Below are 16,645 nucleotides of genomic sequence, written 5' to 3'. Positions count from 1 at the left end.
GACGGTCAGTCCTCGGGGGTCGTGAGGTCCCGCACCAGCGCCCCCGGCGAGGACAGCGGGATGGCGTGGAAGGTGCCGGGGCCGGTGCTGCCCTGCTCGGAGTTCATCTCGGTCGCGAGCGCGACGGCGTCGGCCTCGGGCAGGGGGCCGTAGGCACGGAGGTTGGGTCGCACCATCGAGTCGACGGCGACCACGACGAAGAGGTCGCGTTGGGGCATGCCCCGACCCTACGGGAGACGACGGCCGGCCCGTCCTCCCGCGGGGACCCCTCACTCGGGCAGGCGGGGACGGTCGAGCGGGCCGGTCCTCGCACGGTCCTGCCCGTTCGGCCTCGGAGGGTCAGCCGGGGGGCCACTCGGCGTCCGGCGGCTCGCCGGCGACCCGGTTGAGCGCGGTCAGCCCCCGGGAGAGCGCGCGGCGCTCGGTCGGGCTGAGCTGGTCGACGAGGTGGGCCAGCTCGGCGCGCCGTGCCGCGGTGACGGCGTCGACGACCTCACGACCCTGGGGGAGCAGCGCGACCTCGACGGCGCGGGCGTCGGTGGTGGAGCGGCTGCGCTCGACCAGGCCGGCGCGCTCGAGCCGGTCGACGAGCCGCGTGGTGGCGGGCTGGCCCATCCCGAGCTCGCCGCCCAGGGCGCTCACGGTCTGCGGCCCCCGCGAGGCCAGCCGCACCAGCAGCCGGTGCTGGGGCAGGGTCACCTCGACCGGGGCGGCCGCGATCGAGCGCAGCGACACGCCGATGAGCGCCCGGCTCGTGGTGAGCAGCGCGGCCGCGGCGCGGTCGAGGTCGGTCTCGTCGGGCACGGCCTCATCATCGCGCCCGCGCCACCCGTCGTACGCCGGTGCATGCCGTGCGGCATGGAACGGGACCTCCAGTCGCCAGCCTCGGGCCGAAGGTCCCTGACGCCGCGCACCGACCGTCACCGAGTGTGGAGGCACGACATCCGCACCCTCCCTGCCCCTGCCGGGAGGCCGTGCGGATGTGCCATGGTGTGGGCCCAGGTGTGACCGGGCGCACAGAGGGGAGCAGTCGTGAGTCAGGACATCCGCACACGGGACGCCGCCGCGCCGGCCCAGGGCGAGCGGCGCTCGCCGTGGTTGATGCTGGGGGTGGCGACCCTCGGGTTCGCCCTCAACTTCTGGGCCTGGGCGCTGCTCAGCCCGCTCGGGCCGCTCTTCCGCGACGACGGCCGCCTGGGGACCCTGACCGAGGCGGACGTCTCGCTCATGGTCGCGGTGCCGGTCATCGTCGGCTCGCTGGGCCGGATCGTCGTCGGTGCGCTCACCGACAGGTACGGCGGGCGCGTGATGTTCCCGCTGGTCTCGGCCGCGACCGTGGTGCCAGTGCTGTTCCTGGCCTTCGCCGCCCTGGACTCCTACGTCCTGATCCTGGTCGGCGGCTTCTTCCTCGGCATCGGCGGCACCGCCTTCGCCGTCGGCGTCCCCTTCGTCAACGCCTGGTTCCCGCCCGAGCGCCGCGGCCTGGCCGTCGGCGTCTTCGGTGCCGGCATGGGCGGCACCGCCATCAGTGCCCTGACCACGGTCAAGCTGTTCACGAACGTCGGCGAGACCGCCCCGTTCGTCATCACCGCGGTCGCGCTGGCGCTCTACGCCGTGCTCGCGTGGGTCGTGCTGCGCGACGCCCCGGGCCGCACCGTGCCGACCACGTCGCTGGCCAGCCGGCTCAGGGCCAACGCCCGGCTGCCGCTCACCTGGCAGGCCTGCCTGCTCTACTCCGTCGCGTTCGGCGGGTACGTCGCCTTCTCGGTCTACCTGCCGGCGTACCTCAAGACCGCCCACGACCTCACCGCCGCCGACGCGGCCAACCGGATGGCCGGCTTCGTGGTCGTCGCGGTGCTGATGCGTCCGGTCGGCGGCTGGCTCGCCGACCGGATGGGGGCGGTCCCGGTGCTGGCCGGCGGCTTCGCGGTGGTGGTGGTCGGAGCGGCGGTCTCGGCCGGCACCCCGCCGCTGGACGGCATCGGCACCGTGGCGTTCCTGGCTATGGCGGCCGCGCTCGGCTCGGGCAGCGGCGCGACCTTCGCCCTCATCGCCCAGGTCGCCGAGCCCTCGCGGGTCGGTGGTGTCACCGGGCTGGTGGGCGCGGCCGGCGGGCTCGGCGGGTTCGTGCCGCCGCTGCTCATGGGCTACGTCTACGGCCGCACCGAGTCCTACGCCATCGGCCTGTGGCTGCTGGTCGCCGCAGCGGCCGGTGCACTGCTGCTGACCCTCACCGTCGTGCGTCGCACCGTCGAGGCGCACACCACCCCGAGCCCCGTCGACCCGACCCACGCCTGACCGTCCCGGAGACAAGGAGCCGCCCGCGTGACCACGCGTCAGAACGACCCCCGCCCCCAGCTCGACGGACCGCTGACCGAGGCCCTGGTCGGCACCCGCCGGTTCTTCACCAGGGGGAAGGTGTCGCAGGACCGTCGCACGCTCACCCAGCAGGGCGGGCGCGAGGCCGACGACTTCTACCGGGACCGCTGGAGCCACGACAAGGTCGTGCGCAGCACCCACGGGGTCAACTGCACGGGGTCGTGCTCGTGGAAGGTCTACGTCAAGGACGGGATCATCACCTGGGAGACCCAGCAGACCGACTACCCCAGCGCGGGCCCGGACCGCCCGGAGTACGAGCCCCGCGGCTGCCCCCGTGGCGCGGCCTTCTCCTGGTACACCTACAGCCCCACCCGGGTGCGCTACCCCTACGTCCGCGGCGTGCTGCTGGAGATGTTCCGGGAGGCCAAACGGCTGCACGGCGACCCGGTGGTCGCGTGGGGCTCGATCGTGCAGGACCCCGAGAAGGCCAGGCGCTACAAGGCCGCCCGCGGCAAGGGCGGCCTCGTGCGGGCCACCTGGGAGGAGGCCGCCGAGATCGTCGCGGCCGCCCACGTCTACACCGTCAAGCGCTGGGGTCCCGACCGGATCGCCGGCTTCTCCCCGATCCCGGCGATGTCCCCGGTCTCCTACGCCTCCGGAGCGCGGTTCCTCGAGCTCGTCGGCGCGCCGATGCTGTCGTTCTACGACTGGTACGCCGATCTCCCCAACGCCTCCCCGCAGATGTTCGGCGACCAGACCGACGTGCCGGAGTCCGGCGACTGGTGGGACGCGGCGTACCTCTTCATGTGGGGCAGCAACGTCCCCGTCACCCGCACCCCTGACGCGCACTGGATGACCGAGGCGCGCTACCGCGGGCAGAAGGTGGTCGCGGTCGCCCCCGACTACGCCGAGTCGGTGAAGTTCGCCGACGAGTGGGTCAACCCCGCGCCGGGCACCGACGGCGCGCTGGCGATGGGCCTGGGCCACGTGGTGCTGAAGGAGCACTTCGCCGGCGAGCTGCCGGCGTTCTTCGCCGACTACAACAAGCAGTACACCGACCTGCCCTACCTCGTGGTCCTCGAGCCGACCGGCGAGGTCGTCGACGGCGTGCCCGTCCATCGCTCGGGGAAGTACCTCGTCGCCGGCGACCTCGACCACCCCGAGGGCGGGGCGGAGAACCAGATGTGGAAGCCCGCGGTCATCGACGCCGCCACCGGCGAGGTCCGGATCCCGAAGGGGTCGATCGGGCACCGGTTCGGCGAGGAGGGCGAGGGCCAGTGGCACCTCGACCTCGGCGACGTCGACCCGGCGCTCACGATGTTCCCGACGCAGGAGGGCGGGGTCCGCGAGTCGGTGCTCGTCGAGCTCCCGCGCTTCGACGCCCCCGACGGCAAGGTCCACCACGAGTCGCGCGGTGTCCCGGTCGCCCGGGTCGGCGACCGGCTCGTGACCACGGTGCTCGACCTGCTGCTGGCCCAGTACGGCGTGCACCGCGATGGACTGCCGGGCAGCTGGCCGACGTCGTACGACGACCCGAGCGTGCCGGCGACCCCGGCCTGGCAGGAGCAGCACACGGGCGTGCCGGCCGCGCAGGTCGTGCGGCTGGCGAAGGAGTGGGCGCAGAACGCGCTCGACACCCAGGGCCGCGGGATGATCCTGCTCGGCGCCGGGGTGAACCACTGGTTCCACTCCGACCAGATCTACCGCGCGATCCTGCTGCTCACGACGATCACCGGCACCCAGGGCCGCAACGGCGGCGGGTGGGCGCACTACGTCGGGCAGGAGAAGATCCGCCCGATCATGGGCTTCCAGCACATGGCCTTCGCGCTGGACTGGCACCGTCCGCCGCGACACATGAACCAGACGGCGTACTGGTACGTCCACACCAGCCAGTACCGCTACGACACCTTCTCCGCCGACGACCTCGACGCCGGCACCGGCGCCTTCGCCGGCAGGACGGTGATGGACCTGCTGGCGCAGTCGGTGCGGCTGGGCTGGACCCCGAGCTACCCGACCTTCGACCGCAGCTCGCTGCAGCTGGCCGACGACGCGGCCGCGGCGGGCATGGAGGCGCCGGCGTACGTCGCGCAGGAGCTGAAGGAGGGGCGACTGCACTTCGCGGTCGAGGACCCCGAGTCCGGCGACAACCACCCGCGGGTGCTGTCGCTGTGGCGCTCCAACCTGCTGGGCAGCTCGGCCAAGGGCAACGAGTACTTCCTGCGCCACCTGCTCGGCACCGACTCCGCCGCGACCGCGCGGGAGGCCGGGCCCGAGCACCGCCCGAGCGACGTCCGGTGGGCCGAGCAGGCGCCCGAGGGCAAGCTCGACCTGCTGATGACCATCGACTTCCGGATGACAAGCTCCACGATCCTCAGCGACGTCGTGCTGCCGGCGGCCACCTGGTACGAGAAGCACGACCTCTCCACCACCGACATGCACCCCTTCGTGCACTCCTTCAACCCCGCCATCGCCCCGCCCTGGCAGACCCGCTCGGACTGGGACGCGTGGAAGACGATCGCGAAGCGGTTCTCGGAGATGGCCGTCGACCACCTCGGCACCCGGCGCGACGTGGTCGCCAAACCGCTGTGGCACGACACCCCGGAGGCGATGGCCTCGGTCCACGGCGTGGTGCAGGACTGGCGCACCGGCGAGGTCGACCCCGTGCCCGGGAGGACGATGCCGGTGATCGCGGTCGCCGAGCGCGACTACACCGCGATCTACGAGAAGATGACCTCGATCGGCCCGCTGATGGAGAAGGTCGGCATGCTCACCAAGGGCGTGCAGTACGACGTCAAGCGCGAGATCGAGATCCTCCGCCGGCGCAACGGGGTGGCCCGCGGTGGTGCGGGCGACGGGCAGCCCAAGGTCGAGACGGACGTGCAGATGGCCGACGCGATGCTGCACCTGGCGGGCGTCTCCAACGGCCACCTCGCCACCCAGGGCTTCCGGTTCCTGGAGAAGCGCACCGGCCAGCAGCTCGCCGACCTCGCGGCCGAGCACGAGGGCAAGCAGATCACCTTCGCCGACACCCAGGCCCAGCCCGTCCCGGTGATCACCTCCCCGGAGTGGTCGGGCTCGGAGTCCGGTGGGCGCCGCTACTCGCCGTTCACGATCAACATCGAGCGCAAGAAGCCCTTCCACACCCTCACCGGTCGCCAGCAGTTCTACGTCGACCACGACTGGTTCCTCGGGACCGGCGAGGCGCTGCCGGTCTACCGACCACCGCTGGACATGGGCCGGCTCTTCGGCGAGCCCGCCGTCGGCACGACCGGCGAGCTCGGGGTCGCGGTGCGCTACCTGACCCCGCACAACAAGTGGTCGATCCACTCCGAGTACCAGGACAACCTGTTCATGCTCTCGCTCTCCCGCGGTGGGCAGTCGGTGTGGATGTCGGACCGCGACGCGGCCAAGGTCGGCATCCGTGACAACGACTGGGTCGAGATGGTCAACCGCAACGGCGTGGTGGCCGCGCGCGCCATCGTGAGCCATCGGATGCCCGAGGGCACGGTCTTCATGCACCACGCGCAGGACCGGCTCATCGACGTACCCCTGACCGAGCGGGACCGGAAGCGTGGGGGCATCCACAACAGCCTCACGCGGATCCTGCTCAAGCCGCACCACATCGTCGGCGGCTACGCCCAGCTGTCGTACTTCTTCAACTACATCGGCCCGATCGGCAACAACCGCGACGAGGTCACGACCATCCGCAAGCGGACGACCAAGGTGGAGTACTGACATGCGAGTGATGGCCCAGATGGCCATGGTGATGAACCTCGACAAGTGCATCGGGTGCCACACCTGCTCGGTGACGTGCAAGCAGGCGTGGACCAACCGCGCCGGCACGGAGTACGTCTGGTTCAACAACGTCGAGACCCGCCCCGGCCTCGGCTATCCCCGCACCTACGAGGACCAGGAGGAGTGGAAGGGCGGCTGGGAGCTGGACCGCAAGGGCCGGCTGGGGCTCAAGGGCGGCGGGCGCTGGAAGAAGCTCGCCACGATCTTCTCCAACCCCAAGCTGCCCTCGATCCAGGACTACTACGAGCCCTGGACCTACGACTACGAGACGCTCACCAGCTCCCCGGCCTCCGACACCTTCCCGGTGGCGCGGCCGAAGTCGCTGATCAGCGGCGAGGACATGGACGTCGAGTGGTCGGCCAACTGGGACGACGACCTCGGTGGCTCGAAGGAGCACGCAGCGCGCGACCTGATGCTCAAGGGCATCGAGGACAAGGTGAAGATGGAGTTCGAGGAGACCTTCATGTTCTACCTCCCACGCATCTGCGAGCACTGCCTCAACCCCTCGTGCGCGGCCTCGTGCCCCAGCGGCGCGATCTACAAGCGCGAGGAGGACGGCATCGTCCTCGTCGACCAGGACCGCTGCCGCGGCTGGCGCATGTGCGTGTCCGGCTGCCCCTACAAGAAGGTCTACTTCAACCACCGCACCGGCAAGGCCGAGAAGTGCACGTTCTGCTACCCGCGGATCGAGGTCGGCATCCCGACCGTGTGCTCGGAGACCTGCGTCGGGCGGCTGCGTTACATCGGCCTGGTGCTGTACGACGCCGACCGGGTGCTCGAGGCCGCGTCGGTCCAGGACGACCGCGACCTGCTCGCCGCGCAGCGCTCCTGCTTCCTGGACCCCGACGACCCCGAGGTCCAGCGCGCCGCGGAGGCCGCGGGCATCCCGCGCGACTGGGTGGAGGCCGCCCAGCGGTCGCCGGTGTGGGCCCTGATCAACCGCTTCGAGGTGGCGCTGCCGCTCCACCCGGAGTACCGCACGATGCCGATGGTCTGGTACATCCCGCCGCTGTCGCCGGTCGTGGACGTCATCAAGGACACCGGCCACGACGCCGAGGACCACGGCAACCTCTTCGCCGCGATCGAGGCGCTGCGGATCCCCGTGGAGTACCTCGCCAATCTCTTCACCGCCGGCGACCCCGAGCCGGTGGAGAAGGTGCTGCGCCGGCTGGCCGCGATGCGCGCCTACATGCGCGACATCAACCTCGGTCGCGACCCCGACGACTCCATCCCCGGCAAGGTCGGGATGGACGGCGAGACGATGTACGACATGTTCCGGCTGCTCGCCATCGCCAAGTACGACGAGCGCTACGTCATCCCGCCGGCGCACGCCGAGCAGGCCCACTCGCTGGAGGAGCTCGCGACCGAGTGCTCGCTGGACTTCGACGGCGGCCCCGGGATGTACGAGTCGGGCCCGTTCGGTGAGGGCTCGGGCCGACCGGTCCCCGTCGCGGTCGAGAACTTCCAGATGCTGCGCGACCGCGCCACCTCCGACACCGTGGCGGCACCGGACGACAAGGCGACCCGGGTCAACCTGCTGAACTGGGACGGCAAGGGCGTGCCCTCCGGGCTCTTCCCGCCGCGCGCCGACGTCGAGACCGACGGGGAGGGGGTCCGGTGAGCCCGCTCCTGACCCGCCGCCGGTCCCGCACGCAGGGGCTCACCGACGACCAGGTCCGCGCGACCTGGCAGGTCGCCTCGCTGCTGCTGGACTACCCCACCGACGAGCAGCCGCTCGAGGTCGTCGCGACGGCGGTCGAGGCGCTACCCGCGGTGGTCGCCGAGCCGATCGGCCGGTTTCTGGCGCACCGCCGCAGCACCCCGCTGGGCCGGCTCCAGGCCGACTACGTCGAGACCTTCGACACCCGGCGCCGGTGCACGCTGTTCCTCACCTACTTCCTGCACGGCGACACCCGCAAGCGCGGGATGGCGCTGCTGCGCTTCAAGCAGGCCTACCTCGCCGCCGGGCTCGACCTCGACGACACCGAGCTGCCCGACCACCTCGCGGTGGTCCTGGAGTTCGCCGCCACCTCTGACCTGGAGGCCGGCCGCCGGCTGCTGCTGGACCACCGGGCGTCGCTGGAGCTGCTGCGACTCTCGCTGGCCGACACCGGCTCGCCCTGGGCCGACCTGGTCGTGGCCGTGTGCGCCGGCCTGCCGCCCGTCGAGGGTGAGGACCGCGAGCTGGTGCGGCGGCTCGCCGCGGCCGGCCCGCCGGAGGAGGAGGTCGGGCTGACGCCGTACGGCGAGCCGGGCTTCGACGCCGCGCTCAACGACCCGACGTACCGCCTCCCGCCGCCCGGCGCGCCGGTCGGACCGGTCGACCTCGGACTGCCGCTCATGCCGCCGGGGCTCTCGCGGTCAGCCGCCACCCGGACCGGACGAGGAGCCTGAGATGGACCAGTTCCTGTGGGTGGTCGTGCCCTACCTCTCGCTCGCGGTCTTCGCCGTGGGCCACGTGTGGCGCTACCGCTACGACAAGTTCGGCTGGACGACGCGCTCCTCCCAGCTCTACGAGGACCGGCTGCTGCGCCTGGGCTCGCCGCTGTTCCACTTCGGCATGCTCGGGGTGGTCGGCGGGCACGTCATCGGCCTGCTCGTGCCGCGGTCCTGGACCGAGGCGGTCGGGATCTCTGACTACGCCTACCACTACGTGGCGGTCGGGGGCGGGCTCGTGGCCGGGGTCGCGGTGACGGTCGGGATGGTCATCCTGATCTACCGTCGGCGCACCGTCGGTCCGGTCTTCAGCGCCACCACGGCGATGGACAAGGTGATGTACGCCTTCCTGGCCGCGGCGGTGCTCCTCGGGATGTGGAACACCATCGCCGGGTCGATCTTCACCCTCGGCGGGGAGTACAACTACCGCGAGGGCGTCTCGGTCTGGTACCGCTCGTTCCTCGCCTTCTCGCCCGACGCCGAGCTGATGGCCGCCGCACCGCTGGGCTTCCAGCTGCACGCGCTGGTCGCCTTCTCGCTCTTCGCGCTGTGGCCCTTCACCCGTCTCGTCCACGTGTTCAGCGCCCCGCTGGGCTACGTCACGCGCCCCTACGTCGTCTACCGCAGCCGCGACGACCGCCAGCTGGGGAGCCACCGACCACGACGCGGCTGGGAGAAGGTGGGCTGAGATGGATGCCGTGGACCTCGTGGGCCTGGTCGAGGAGCACCTGGAGAAGGCGCGGACCGCGCACGCCGGCCGCAGCGCGACCACGCTGCACGGCGGGCGCACCCACCGGCTGCGCCAGACCCTCATCGCGCTGGCCGCCGGGCGGAGCCTCGGCGAGCACGAGTCGCCCGGCGAGGCGACCCTGCAGGTGCTGGGCGGGCGGGTGCAGCTGCACGCCGGCGGCCGCACCTGGATCGGGGAGACGGGCGAGCTGCTCGTCATCCCGCCCGAGCGCCACGACCTCGAGGCCGAGGAGGACAGCGCCGTGCTGCTGACCGTCGTCGTCGATCGGCAGTGAGCCGATCCGGCGCCGACCGTGCGGCGCCGGGTCTGCGGGGGCTACAGGACCTGCTGGCCGTACATCTCCCCGAGCGGGTCGGCGATGAGCTCGATCCGGGCGCCGTCGGGGTCGCGGAAGTAGACCGAGACCCCGCTGTGCACGACGTGCTCGACGCCGGCCTCGGTGAGTCGCTCCACCAGGGCGTGCCAGCGCTCGGGCTCGACCGAGATCGCGCAGTGGTGCAGGCCGCCGAGCACCTCGGCGTACGGGCCGACGTCGAGGCCGGGGAAGTCGAAGAAGGCCAGCAGGTTGCCGTGGCCGATGTCGAAGAAGAAGTGCGAGGAGCCGGGGTAGTCGCGGTTCTCGATCAGCTCGGTCAGCGGGAAGCCCAGGACGTCCTGGTAGAAGCGGATCGTCTGCTCCACGTCGCTGCTGATGAGCGCGGTGTGGTGCAACCCGCGGGCGGTCGAGGCCGGCCGCTCGCCCGGCGGTCGCAGGTGCTGCTCGCGCAGCTCGGCGCGGCGCGCCTCGAGGGCGGCGGTGTCACGGTCCTGGTCGGCCACGGGTCCTCCTGGTGTCGGGCAGGGTCGCCCCCAGTCAACCCGACCGGTGGTCGGGCAAGGTAGGGGCATGGAGCTCTCTGACGTCCTGCGCACGACCGCCGCGGTCCGCGACTTCACCGACGAGGGGGTCGACGACGCGCAGCTCTACCGCGTGCTCGACCTCGCGCGGTTCGCCCCGAGCGGCGGCAACCGCCAGGGCGCGCACGTCACCGTCGTACGTGACCGGGCGACGCGGGAGCGGTTGGTGGAGCTGACCGAGCCGGCGGCTCGGAGGTACGCCGCGCAGGTGGCGGCCGGCGAGAACCCCTGGAACACCGTGGTGCCCTCGGCGGTCACCGACGAGCAGGTGGCCGCGACCGAGGTCCCGGAATTCTTCGTGCGGCCGGTCCTCGAGGCGCCGGTGGTGCTGGTGGTCAGCGTCGACCTCGCACTGGTCGCCGCGACGGACTCCCGGCTGGACCGGGTCGGGGTCGTCGGCGGCGGCTCGGTCTTCCCGCTCGCCTGGAACATCCTCCTCGCCGCCCGCCAGGAAGGCCTCGGTGGCACGCTCACGACGATGGCCGTCGCCGAGGAGCCCGGCGTCAAGGAGCTGCTCGGCCTCCCCGACAGCCACGCCGTCGTGACCGTCATCCCGCTGGGCCACCCGGTCAAGCAGGTGACCCAGCTGCGACGCCAGCCCGTCGAGGAGTTCGTGACCCTCGAGAGGTACGACGGCGAGCCGCTGCGCGGGTGAGCGATCAGCTGCTCCGCCGACCACCCAGGTGCGGGGCCGCACGGCCGGCGAGCAGCGGCAGGTCGAGGTAGGTGCGGATGCCGGGCTCGGCCGCGACGACGTACGGGATGGCCGAGACGCAGTGGTTGGCGGTGACGACGATGCCGGGGTTGCGGACCAGGCCCTCCTCGATCGACTCCGGCTGCAGGCCCTTGAAGGTCAGCAGCACGTCGGGGTCGCCGGTGACCTCGACCTCGAAGCGCTCGCCCGCGGGGCCGAAGCCCCAGGCGGGGTCGAGGTGCTCCTCGCCCATCAGCCAGTTGACCACCGCCGAGACGACCGGAGTCCCGTCGACCAGGGCGCGCCACTCGAAGCGACGGGCAGCGACCTGGCCGGGCTCGATCGTGCCGAAGGGCGCCTCGATGGGTGCGGTGGCGACCGCGATCTCCTGGACGGTGTCGTAGTCGACCCCCTCGGCGCCACCGCCGAAGCCCATCTCGTCGACGACCATCCGCACCGAGGCCTTGAAGCCGGCGCCGAGCAGGTCGACGATCGGGCCGGCCATCGCCTCCTCGGGGCTGACCCCGAAACCCATGATGTGGCGCACCACGTCGGGGGAGTTGTAGGTGCGCAGGTCGCTGAACTCCTCCGCGCGCACGTGCGTGACCCCGGCGCTGAGCGCCGAGACCATCAGCGGGAAGCGCTCGGTGATGCCGCCGGGGTGGATGCCGGTGCCGTGGAGCGTGACGCCCGCCTTCTGGCAGGCGTCCTCCAGGTCCTGCCAGTTGCGGTCGCCGCGGTAGAACCAGTTGAGCGGGGTCACCACGTTCACGCCGGCCTCGAGGATGCGGAGGAGCTCCGGCTTGTTCGCCATCACCGGCGAGTAGAACACGCAGTCGGCGCCGAGCGCGAGCAGCGCGTCGATGTCGCGCGTGGCGGTGACGCCGAGCGGGTCGCGACCGATCAGCGTGCCGACGTCCTTCCCTTCCTTCTCGGCGCTGTGCACCCAGCAGCCCGCGAGCTCGAGCTCGGGGTGCGAGAGCACGCCTTCGATCGCGGCACGGCCGACGCCCCCGGTTGCCCACTGGATCACGCGATACGCCATCGGAACGCCTCCTCGTTGGATGGCATGCTTCCATAGCCCGGACTATGATTCAAGCCATGGCGCGACCGAGGCGAGAGCAGCTCCGACGCTGGGCCGCGGACTACGTCCGCCTCTGGAACCAGGGCGACAAGGCGGCGTGGGAGCGGAACTGGCGCAGCGTCGCCCCCGGCGACTTCTCGATGTACGACCCCGTGGGAACGCCGCTCAAGCGGGGCATCGAGGCGTGCGCCCTGGCTGCCTGGGACCTGTTCCAGCCCACCGTGACCTTCGAGGTGCCCGACGAGACGCTCTTCGTGAGCGACGGCCACGTCGCCTGGGTCATGCACAACCACTTCGAGCACAAGGGCCGCCCGACCCGGGCGCGGAGCATCGAGACCTTCGAGTTCGGCGAGGACGGCTCGGTGCTGATCCGCACCTGGTACGACGTCCCGAGCCACGATCACGACTCGATGGGCGAGCTCTACAAGGTCTACCAGCCGACGGTTCCGGATGGCTCGCCGCGAGACTGAGCGCGCTGCCGCTCCGCGCCAGGCCCGCGGCCGCCGCACCCGCGAGAAGGTGGTCGCCGCCGCCGTCGCGTGCGTGGCCGAGGAGGGCTTCGCCGCGGCCCACACGAACCGCATCGCCGAGCGCGCGGGCGTCACCTGGGGCGTGCTGCAGTACCACTTCGGCGACAAGGACGGCCTCCTCGACGCCGTGCTCGAGCGCGGCATGGAGTCGGTCGAGCGCGCCTTCGCCGGGCTCGCGATCGAGGGGGAGGACGTGCACGAGCGCGTCGCCGCCGTCGTGGACGCGGGCTGGCGCGTCTTCACGTCGCCGCTCGCACTGGCCGCCGACGAGATCGAGATCAACACGCGCACTCCCCGGGCCGACGACCCCGATCACGCCGCCAACCTGCTCCGCATGAACCGGACGCTCGAGCGCCTCGCGCTCGACGCCCTCACGAAGGCGCTCGGCAAGCGTCCCTCGCGTGGCGTCTACGGCGCCTTCCTGGCGACGTTGCGCGGCTTCGCGCTCACCCATCTGATGACGCGCCTCGAGAACGACTTCGCGCGCGAGCGGCGGGCACTCACCGAGATGATCGTGGAGGCGTCCGGGTGACGATGGAGTCGCTCGAGACGGCGGGCGGCTTCCTCTTCCTGCTCCTCGGGATCTACGTCGCCGCCGAGATGGCCGTCCTCCACTTCCGGCGCCACGCGCTCCGCCTGCGCGAGGCCCGCACGACGCTCTTCGGCGCGCTCTCGGTCGGCGTCGCTGTCGCGATCGCGCTGAGACTCGCCCTGCCCGTCTCGGTGGCGCTCTTCGCCAGCGCCGGCATCGCACTCAGCCCGGTGGGATCGCTCGGCACCGGCGTGCTCGCCTGGATCGCCGGCTGGCTCGTCTACGAGTTCTGGTACTGGTTCCAGCACTGGGCCGCGCACCAGGTGCGGCTGCTCTGGTGCATCCACTCGCCGCACCATGCGCCTCGGTCGATCCACATGATGGTGGGCGCGAACCATCACTTCGTGGAGAGCGCCCTCTACATGCCGTTCTTCGCGGGCTTCATGCCGGCCCTGTTCGGCATCGAGCCCGTGATCTGCGTGGCCCTCAACCTGGTCGACGGGATCTGGGGGAGCTTCCTCCACATCAGCGACCAGGTCGTGCCGAAGGGCCGCTACGGCGTACTCGGGCGCTTCCTGCAGACGCCCGCCCACCACCGCGTCCATCACGCGAGGAACGTCCGCTACCTGGACCGCAACTACAACTCGATCACGCTGTTCTGGGACTGGGCGCTCGGCACGCTCGAGCCGCTGCGCGACGAGGAGCCGCCGGATTACGGCATCACCCGCGAGGTCGACACCGGGAGCTTCTGGGACGTCCACTTCCGCGAGCTCGTCCTGCTGGCGCGCGACGTGCGGGCCACCCGCGGCCTGGATCGGCTGCGCGTCCTCTGGAAGCCGCCGGGCTGGCGGCCGGGCGACGCCAGCCACACGGCGGCCGCACGCAGGGGTGCGCTCATCCGAGCCGGAGGCTGACGGCGGCGAAGGACCACGCGGGGAGGCTCAGCACCGCCTCCCCATCGCGAATCCGTACGTCCTCGAAGCCGGCGGCGTGCACGCGCTCCGGGGCATCCCAGTCGTTCTCGGTCTTCGGGTCCGGGCCGGCGAGGAGCTCGGCGTCGACGCAGGCCGCGATCGTCGTGTCGGCGACCCGGATGCGGACCTCGGCCGCCCCCTCGTCGCGGTTCGTCACGAAGACGTGGAGGCGCTCGCCGTCGAGGATCGCGCTCGCGTCCACGTGCGAGGTCGAGCCGTAGGACACGGCGTCGTAGCGATCGCCCTCGACGGCCGTGCGGAGCGCGGTGCCGTTCCGGCGCCGCGAGAACATCACGAAGGGCCAGTAGATCGACTGGAGCAGGAGGCCGTCGGGCTGGGCCAGGATCGGCGCGATCACGTTCACGATCTGCGCCAGGTTGGCGATCTTCACCACGTCGGCGTGCCGCACGAAGCTGTGCAGGAAGCCGGCGACGACGAGCGCGTCCTCGAGGTTGTAGCGCTCCTCGATGAGGGGCGGCGCGAAGCGGCCGGCGCCGTTCATGTGCTCGCCGCTGAAGGTCTTGTACCAGACGTTCCACTCGTCGAAGGAGAGGTAGGCGCGCTTCGGCGAGCGGCGCCGGGCCGCGACGTAGCGACAGGTGGCGTCCGCCGCCTCGATCTGGCGGTCGATCGCGCCCGGGCAGGCGAGGAAGTCCAGGGTGTCACCGTTGCGGTTGCCCACGTAGCTGTGGAGGCTCAGGTAGTCCGCGTGGTCGCCCACGCGCTCGAGCACGGTGCGGTCCCATTCGAGGTAGCTGGGCAGGAACGTCATCGAGCTGCCGCACACCACGAGCTCGGCCTCGCGATCGAGGTCCTTGATCAGCTTCGCCGTCTGCTGGGCGCGGAGCCCGTACTCCTCGGCGGGCACGTGGCCGATCTGCCAGTGGCCGTCCATCTCGTTCCCGAGGCACCAGAGCTTCACGCCCCAGGGCTTCTCGCGTCCGTTCTCCGCACGCAGATCGGCGTACTTCGTGCCCGTTGCCGCGTTCGTGTACTCGACCCAGTTGCGCGCCTCCTCGGGCGTGCCCGTGCCGAGGTTCACGGCCATCATGGGCTCCCAGCCCATGCGTGCGGCCAGCGCCAGGAACTCGTCGGTGCCGACCGCGTTCGGCTCCACGCTGTTCCAGGCGAGCTCGCGGAGCCGCGGGCGTGCCTCGCGCGGGCCGACGCCGTCCTGCCAGTGGTAGCCCGAGACGAAGTTCCCGCCCGGGTAGCGCATCGCGGTCATGTCGAGGCCACGCAGGGCCTCGAGCACGTCGCTGCGCCAGCCGTCGGCGTCCGCGTGCGGGCTCTCCGGCTCGTAGACGCCGCCGTAGACCGCGCGCCCCATGTGCTCGAGGAAGCCACCGAAGACACGCCGGTCGACGGGCGCGATGGTGTGGTGGGTATGGAGGTGGACGGTGTGGTGGCGGGGCATGGCGGTAGCGTGCCGCGCCGGAGACGCGACCTCAACGTCGTCGACCGGCCCTGGGGTAACCTGCGGGCCGCATGGATCCCGAGTCGCTCCTGGACGTCTGGTTCGCCGACGCGGGCAAGGGCGCGGAGGCGATCGCAGCGCGCTCCCGACTGTGGTTCTCTCGCGACGAAGCCTTCGACGCCCTGCTGCGGGAGCGCTTTCACGCCCTGCCCGATCGCGCGCGCGATGGCGAGCTGGCGGCGTGGCGAGTCGCGCCGCGCTCCGCCCTCGCGCTCGTGATTGCGCTCGACCAGCTCCCCCGAAACCTGTTCCGCGACTCGGCCCGGGCCTTCGCCTACGACGACGCGGCACTCGAAGTCGCCCTCGATGCCCTCGAGCGCGGCTTCGACGCCCGCTTGCATTCCGTCGAGGCGACCTTCCTCTACCTCCCACTCGAGCACGCCGAGGATCGCGCGCTCCAGGCGCGCTGCGTCGCCCTGTTCCGAGCGCTGCGTGACCGCGCCGCCCCGGAGGTGGCCGAGCACTTCGACCGCTTCCTCTCGTTCGCCGAGCGGCACCACGCGGTCGTCGAACGCTTCGGGCGCTTTCCGCACCGCAACCGGGTGCTCGGGCGCCGGTCGACGCCCGAAGAGGAGCGCTACCTCGCGAGCGGGGGCGATACCTTCGGCGGCTGACTACTCCGGAGGCTCCGGCGGCGGGCGCCGTCGATCCGGATCGACGGGGCTCATCAAGCCCACGGCGTTCCCGCTGGGATCCTCGACCACCGCGTAGCGCGCGCCCCAGAACGCGTCGTAGGGCGGCTGCGGCCCCGCATGGCCGGCGGCGGTGAGCTCCGCGTAGAGCGCATCCACCTCCTCGCGCGACGCCACCCGGAAGCCGAGGACCACGCCAGCGGCGCCCGCCGGCCAGCCCTGGTTCCAGTGCCGCGCGAAGGCCGCGCTGTCGAGGTCCACGTCGAGACCCGCGCCTTCGACCGTGCGATGGTGCCCCTGCCAGACGGGCAGCGTCGACGGCACCTCGAGGCCGAGCCTCGTGTAGAAGTCCACGGCCCGGGCCATGTCCTTCACCACGATGTTGAGCTGGTCGAGGACGGCGCGGGGGCGAGGCATGCCCCGAGGCTAGCCCGTTCCTACGAGGCGACGCCCGGATCCACCTTGATGTTGCGGGCCGCCAGCTGCTTGGCGAGCTCCGCGCGGTCGACGGCCCTGGCGCAGGC

The 16,645-nt window shown here is 71.8% G+C and carries 17 protein-coding genes; 11 read left to right on the top strand and 6 right to left on the bottom strand.

What is annotated here, in order from left to right; genetic code table 11:
• Nucleotides 1–5 precede the first annotated feature (5 nt).
• Nucleotides 6–218 (bottom strand): hypothetical protein, encoded by a 213-nt coding sequence (locus Q1V71_RS17300; RefSeq protein WP_300645427.1) that lies wholly within the window; start codon nucleotides 216–218, stop codon nucleotides 6–8.
• 121 nt (nucleotides 219–339) lie between these two features.
• On the bottom strand, nucleotides 340–804 hold the full coding sequence (locus tag Q1V71_RS17295) for a MarR family winged helix-turn-helix transcriptional regulator (RefSeq protein WP_300645426.1): 465 nt from the start codon (nucleotides 802–804) through the stop codon (nucleotides 340–342).
• 228 nt (nucleotides 805–1,032) lie between these two features.
• On the opposite strand from Q1V71_RS17295, the gene Q1V71_RS17290 reads away from it, so the two are divergent.
• Genes Q1V71_RS17290 through Q1V71_RS17265 form a run of 6 tightly spaced genes read left to right on the top strand, consistent with a single transcriptional unit; the run spans nucleotide 1,033 to nucleotide 9,575 of the window.
• On the top strand, nucleotides 1,033–2,298 hold the full coding sequence (locus Q1V71_RS17290; protein ID WP_300645425.1) for an MFS transporter: 1,266 nt from the start codon (nucleotides 1,033–1,035) through the stop codon (nucleotides 2,296–2,298).
• A 27-nt stretch (nucleotides 2,299–2,325) separates the two neighbouring features.
• The gene (locus tag Q1V71_RS17285; protein WP_300645424.1) at nucleotides 2,326–6,054 is read left to right on the top strand and encodes a nitrate reductase subunit alpha; all 3,729 of its coding nucleotides are present in this window, start codon (nucleotides 2,326–2,328) and stop codon (nucleotides 6,052–6,054) included.
• A 1-nt stretch (nucleotide 6,055) separates the two neighbouring features.
• Nucleotides 6,056–7,735 carry a nitrate reductase subunit beta gene (gene narH, locus Q1V71_RS17280; RefSeq protein WP_300645423.1) on the top strand — a complete coding sequence of 560 codons (1,680 nt, stop codon included), beginning with the start codon at nucleotides 6,056–6,058 and terminating at the stop codon, nucleotides 7,733–7,735.
• Nucleotides 7,732–8,508: a nitrate reductase molybdenum cofactor assembly chaperone gene (gene narJ, locus Q1V71_RS17275; RefSeq protein ID WP_300645416.1), complete on the top strand. Its 777-nt coding sequence runs from the start codon at nucleotides 7,732–7,734 to the stop codon at nucleotides 8,506–8,508. Before narH ends, narJ begins: the two co-directional genes overlap by 4 nt.
• A 1-nt stretch (nucleotide 8,509) precedes the next feature.
• Nucleotides 8,510–9,238 (top strand): respiratory nitrate reductase subunit gamma, encoded by a 729-nt coding sequence (gene narI, locus Q1V71_RS17270; RefSeq protein ID WP_300645415.1) that lies wholly within the window; start codon nucleotides 8,510–8,512, stop codon nucleotides 9,236–9,238.
• Nucleotide 9,239: 1 nt separating this feature from the next.
• Nucleotides 9,240–9,575 (top strand): cupin domain-containing protein, encoded by a 336-nt coding sequence (locus Q1V71_RS17265; RefSeq protein WP_300645413.1) that lies wholly within the window; start codon nucleotides 9,240–9,242, stop codon nucleotides 9,573–9,575.
• Between the two features lie 41 nt (nucleotides 9,576–9,616).
• Here Q1V71_RS17265 and Q1V71_RS17260 read toward each other — a convergent pair whose 3' ends face one another.
• Entirely contained in the window at nucleotides 9,617–10,120 is a 504-nt protein-coding gene (locus Q1V71_RS17260; RefSeq protein ID WP_300645411.1) for a VOC family protein, read from the bottom strand.
• A gap of 67 nt (nucleotides 10,121–10,187) precedes the next feature.
• Between Q1V71_RS17260 and Q1V71_RS17255 the strand changes: the two genes are divergently transcribed.
• Nucleotides 10,188–10,853 carry a nitroreductase family protein gene (locus Q1V71_RS17255; RefSeq protein WP_300645409.1) on the top strand — a complete coding sequence of 222 codons (666 nt, stop codon included), beginning with the start codon at nucleotides 10,188–10,190 and terminating at the stop codon, nucleotides 10,851–10,853.
• A gap of 4 nt (nucleotides 10,854–10,857) precedes the next feature.
• On the opposite strand, the gene Q1V71_RS17250 is transcribed toward Q1V71_RS17255, so the two are convergent.
• Nucleotides 10,858–11,937, bottom strand: coding sequence for a hypothetical protein (locus Q1V71_RS17250; protein WP_300645407.1), 1,080 nt, complete (start codon nucleotides 11,935–11,937; stop codon nucleotides 10,858–10,860).
• Nucleotides 11,938–11,993: 56 nt separating this feature from the next.
• Here Q1V71_RS17250 and Q1V71_RS17245 point away from each other — a divergent pair, with 56 nt between their 5' ends.
• From Q1V71_RS17245 to Q1V71_RS17235, 3 genes are read left to right on the top strand one after another with little or no spacing between them, the layout of a single operon-like run.
• A complete protein-coding gene (locus Q1V71_RS17245) occupies nucleotides 11,994–12,446 on the top strand; it encodes a nuclear transport factor 2 family protein (protein ID WP_300645405.1) in 453 nt (150 codons plus the stop codon).
• On the top strand, nucleotides 12,427–13,038 hold the full coding sequence (locus tag Q1V71_RS17240) for a TetR/AcrR family transcriptional regulator (protein WP_300645403.1): 612 nt from the start codon (nucleotides 12,427–12,429) through the stop codon (nucleotides 13,036–13,038). Before Q1V71_RS17245 ends, Q1V71_RS17240 begins: the two co-directional genes overlap by 20 nt.
• A gap of 2 nt (nucleotides 13,039–13,040) precedes the next feature.
• A complete protein-coding gene (locus tag Q1V71_RS17235; protein ID WP_300645402.1) occupies nucleotides 13,041–13,952 on the top strand; it encodes a sterol desaturase family protein in 912 nt (303 codons plus the stop codon).
• On the opposite strand, the gene Q1V71_RS17230 is transcribed toward Q1V71_RS17235, so the two are convergent.
• Entirely contained in the window at nucleotides 13,933–15,429 is a 1,497-nt protein-coding gene (locus tag Q1V71_RS17230) for an alpha-L-arabinofuranosidase C-terminal domain-containing protein (protein ID WP_300645401.1), read from the bottom strand. The two genes, Q1V71_RS17235 and Q1V71_RS17230, sit on opposite strands and share 20 nt — an antisense overlap.
• A 71-nt stretch (nucleotides 15,430–15,500) precedes the next feature.
• Between Q1V71_RS17230 and Q1V71_RS17225 the strand changes: the two genes are divergently transcribed.
• A complete protein-coding gene (locus Q1V71_RS17225) occupies nucleotides 15,501–16,103 on the top strand; it encodes a DUF924 family protein (RefSeq protein WP_300645400.1) in 603 nt (200 codons plus the stop codon).
• Here Q1V71_RS17225 and Q1V71_RS17220 read toward each other — a convergent pair whose 3' ends face one another.
• The gene (locus Q1V71_RS17220) at nucleotides 16,104–16,538 is read right to left on the bottom strand and encodes a VOC family protein (protein WP_300645399.1); all 435 of its coding nucleotides are present in this window, start codon (nucleotides 16,536–16,538) and stop codon (nucleotides 16,104–16,106) included.
• Nucleotides 16,539–16,645 lie beyond the last annotated feature (107 nt).

Source organism: Nocardioides sp., assembly GCF_030149505.1.
GTDB lineage: Bacteria > Actinomycetota > Actinomycetes > Propionibacteriales > Nocardioidaceae > Nocardioides.
The sequence above is the reverse complement of the archived record's forward strand: the minus strand, read 5'-3'. Positions and strand labels throughout refer to the sequence as shown.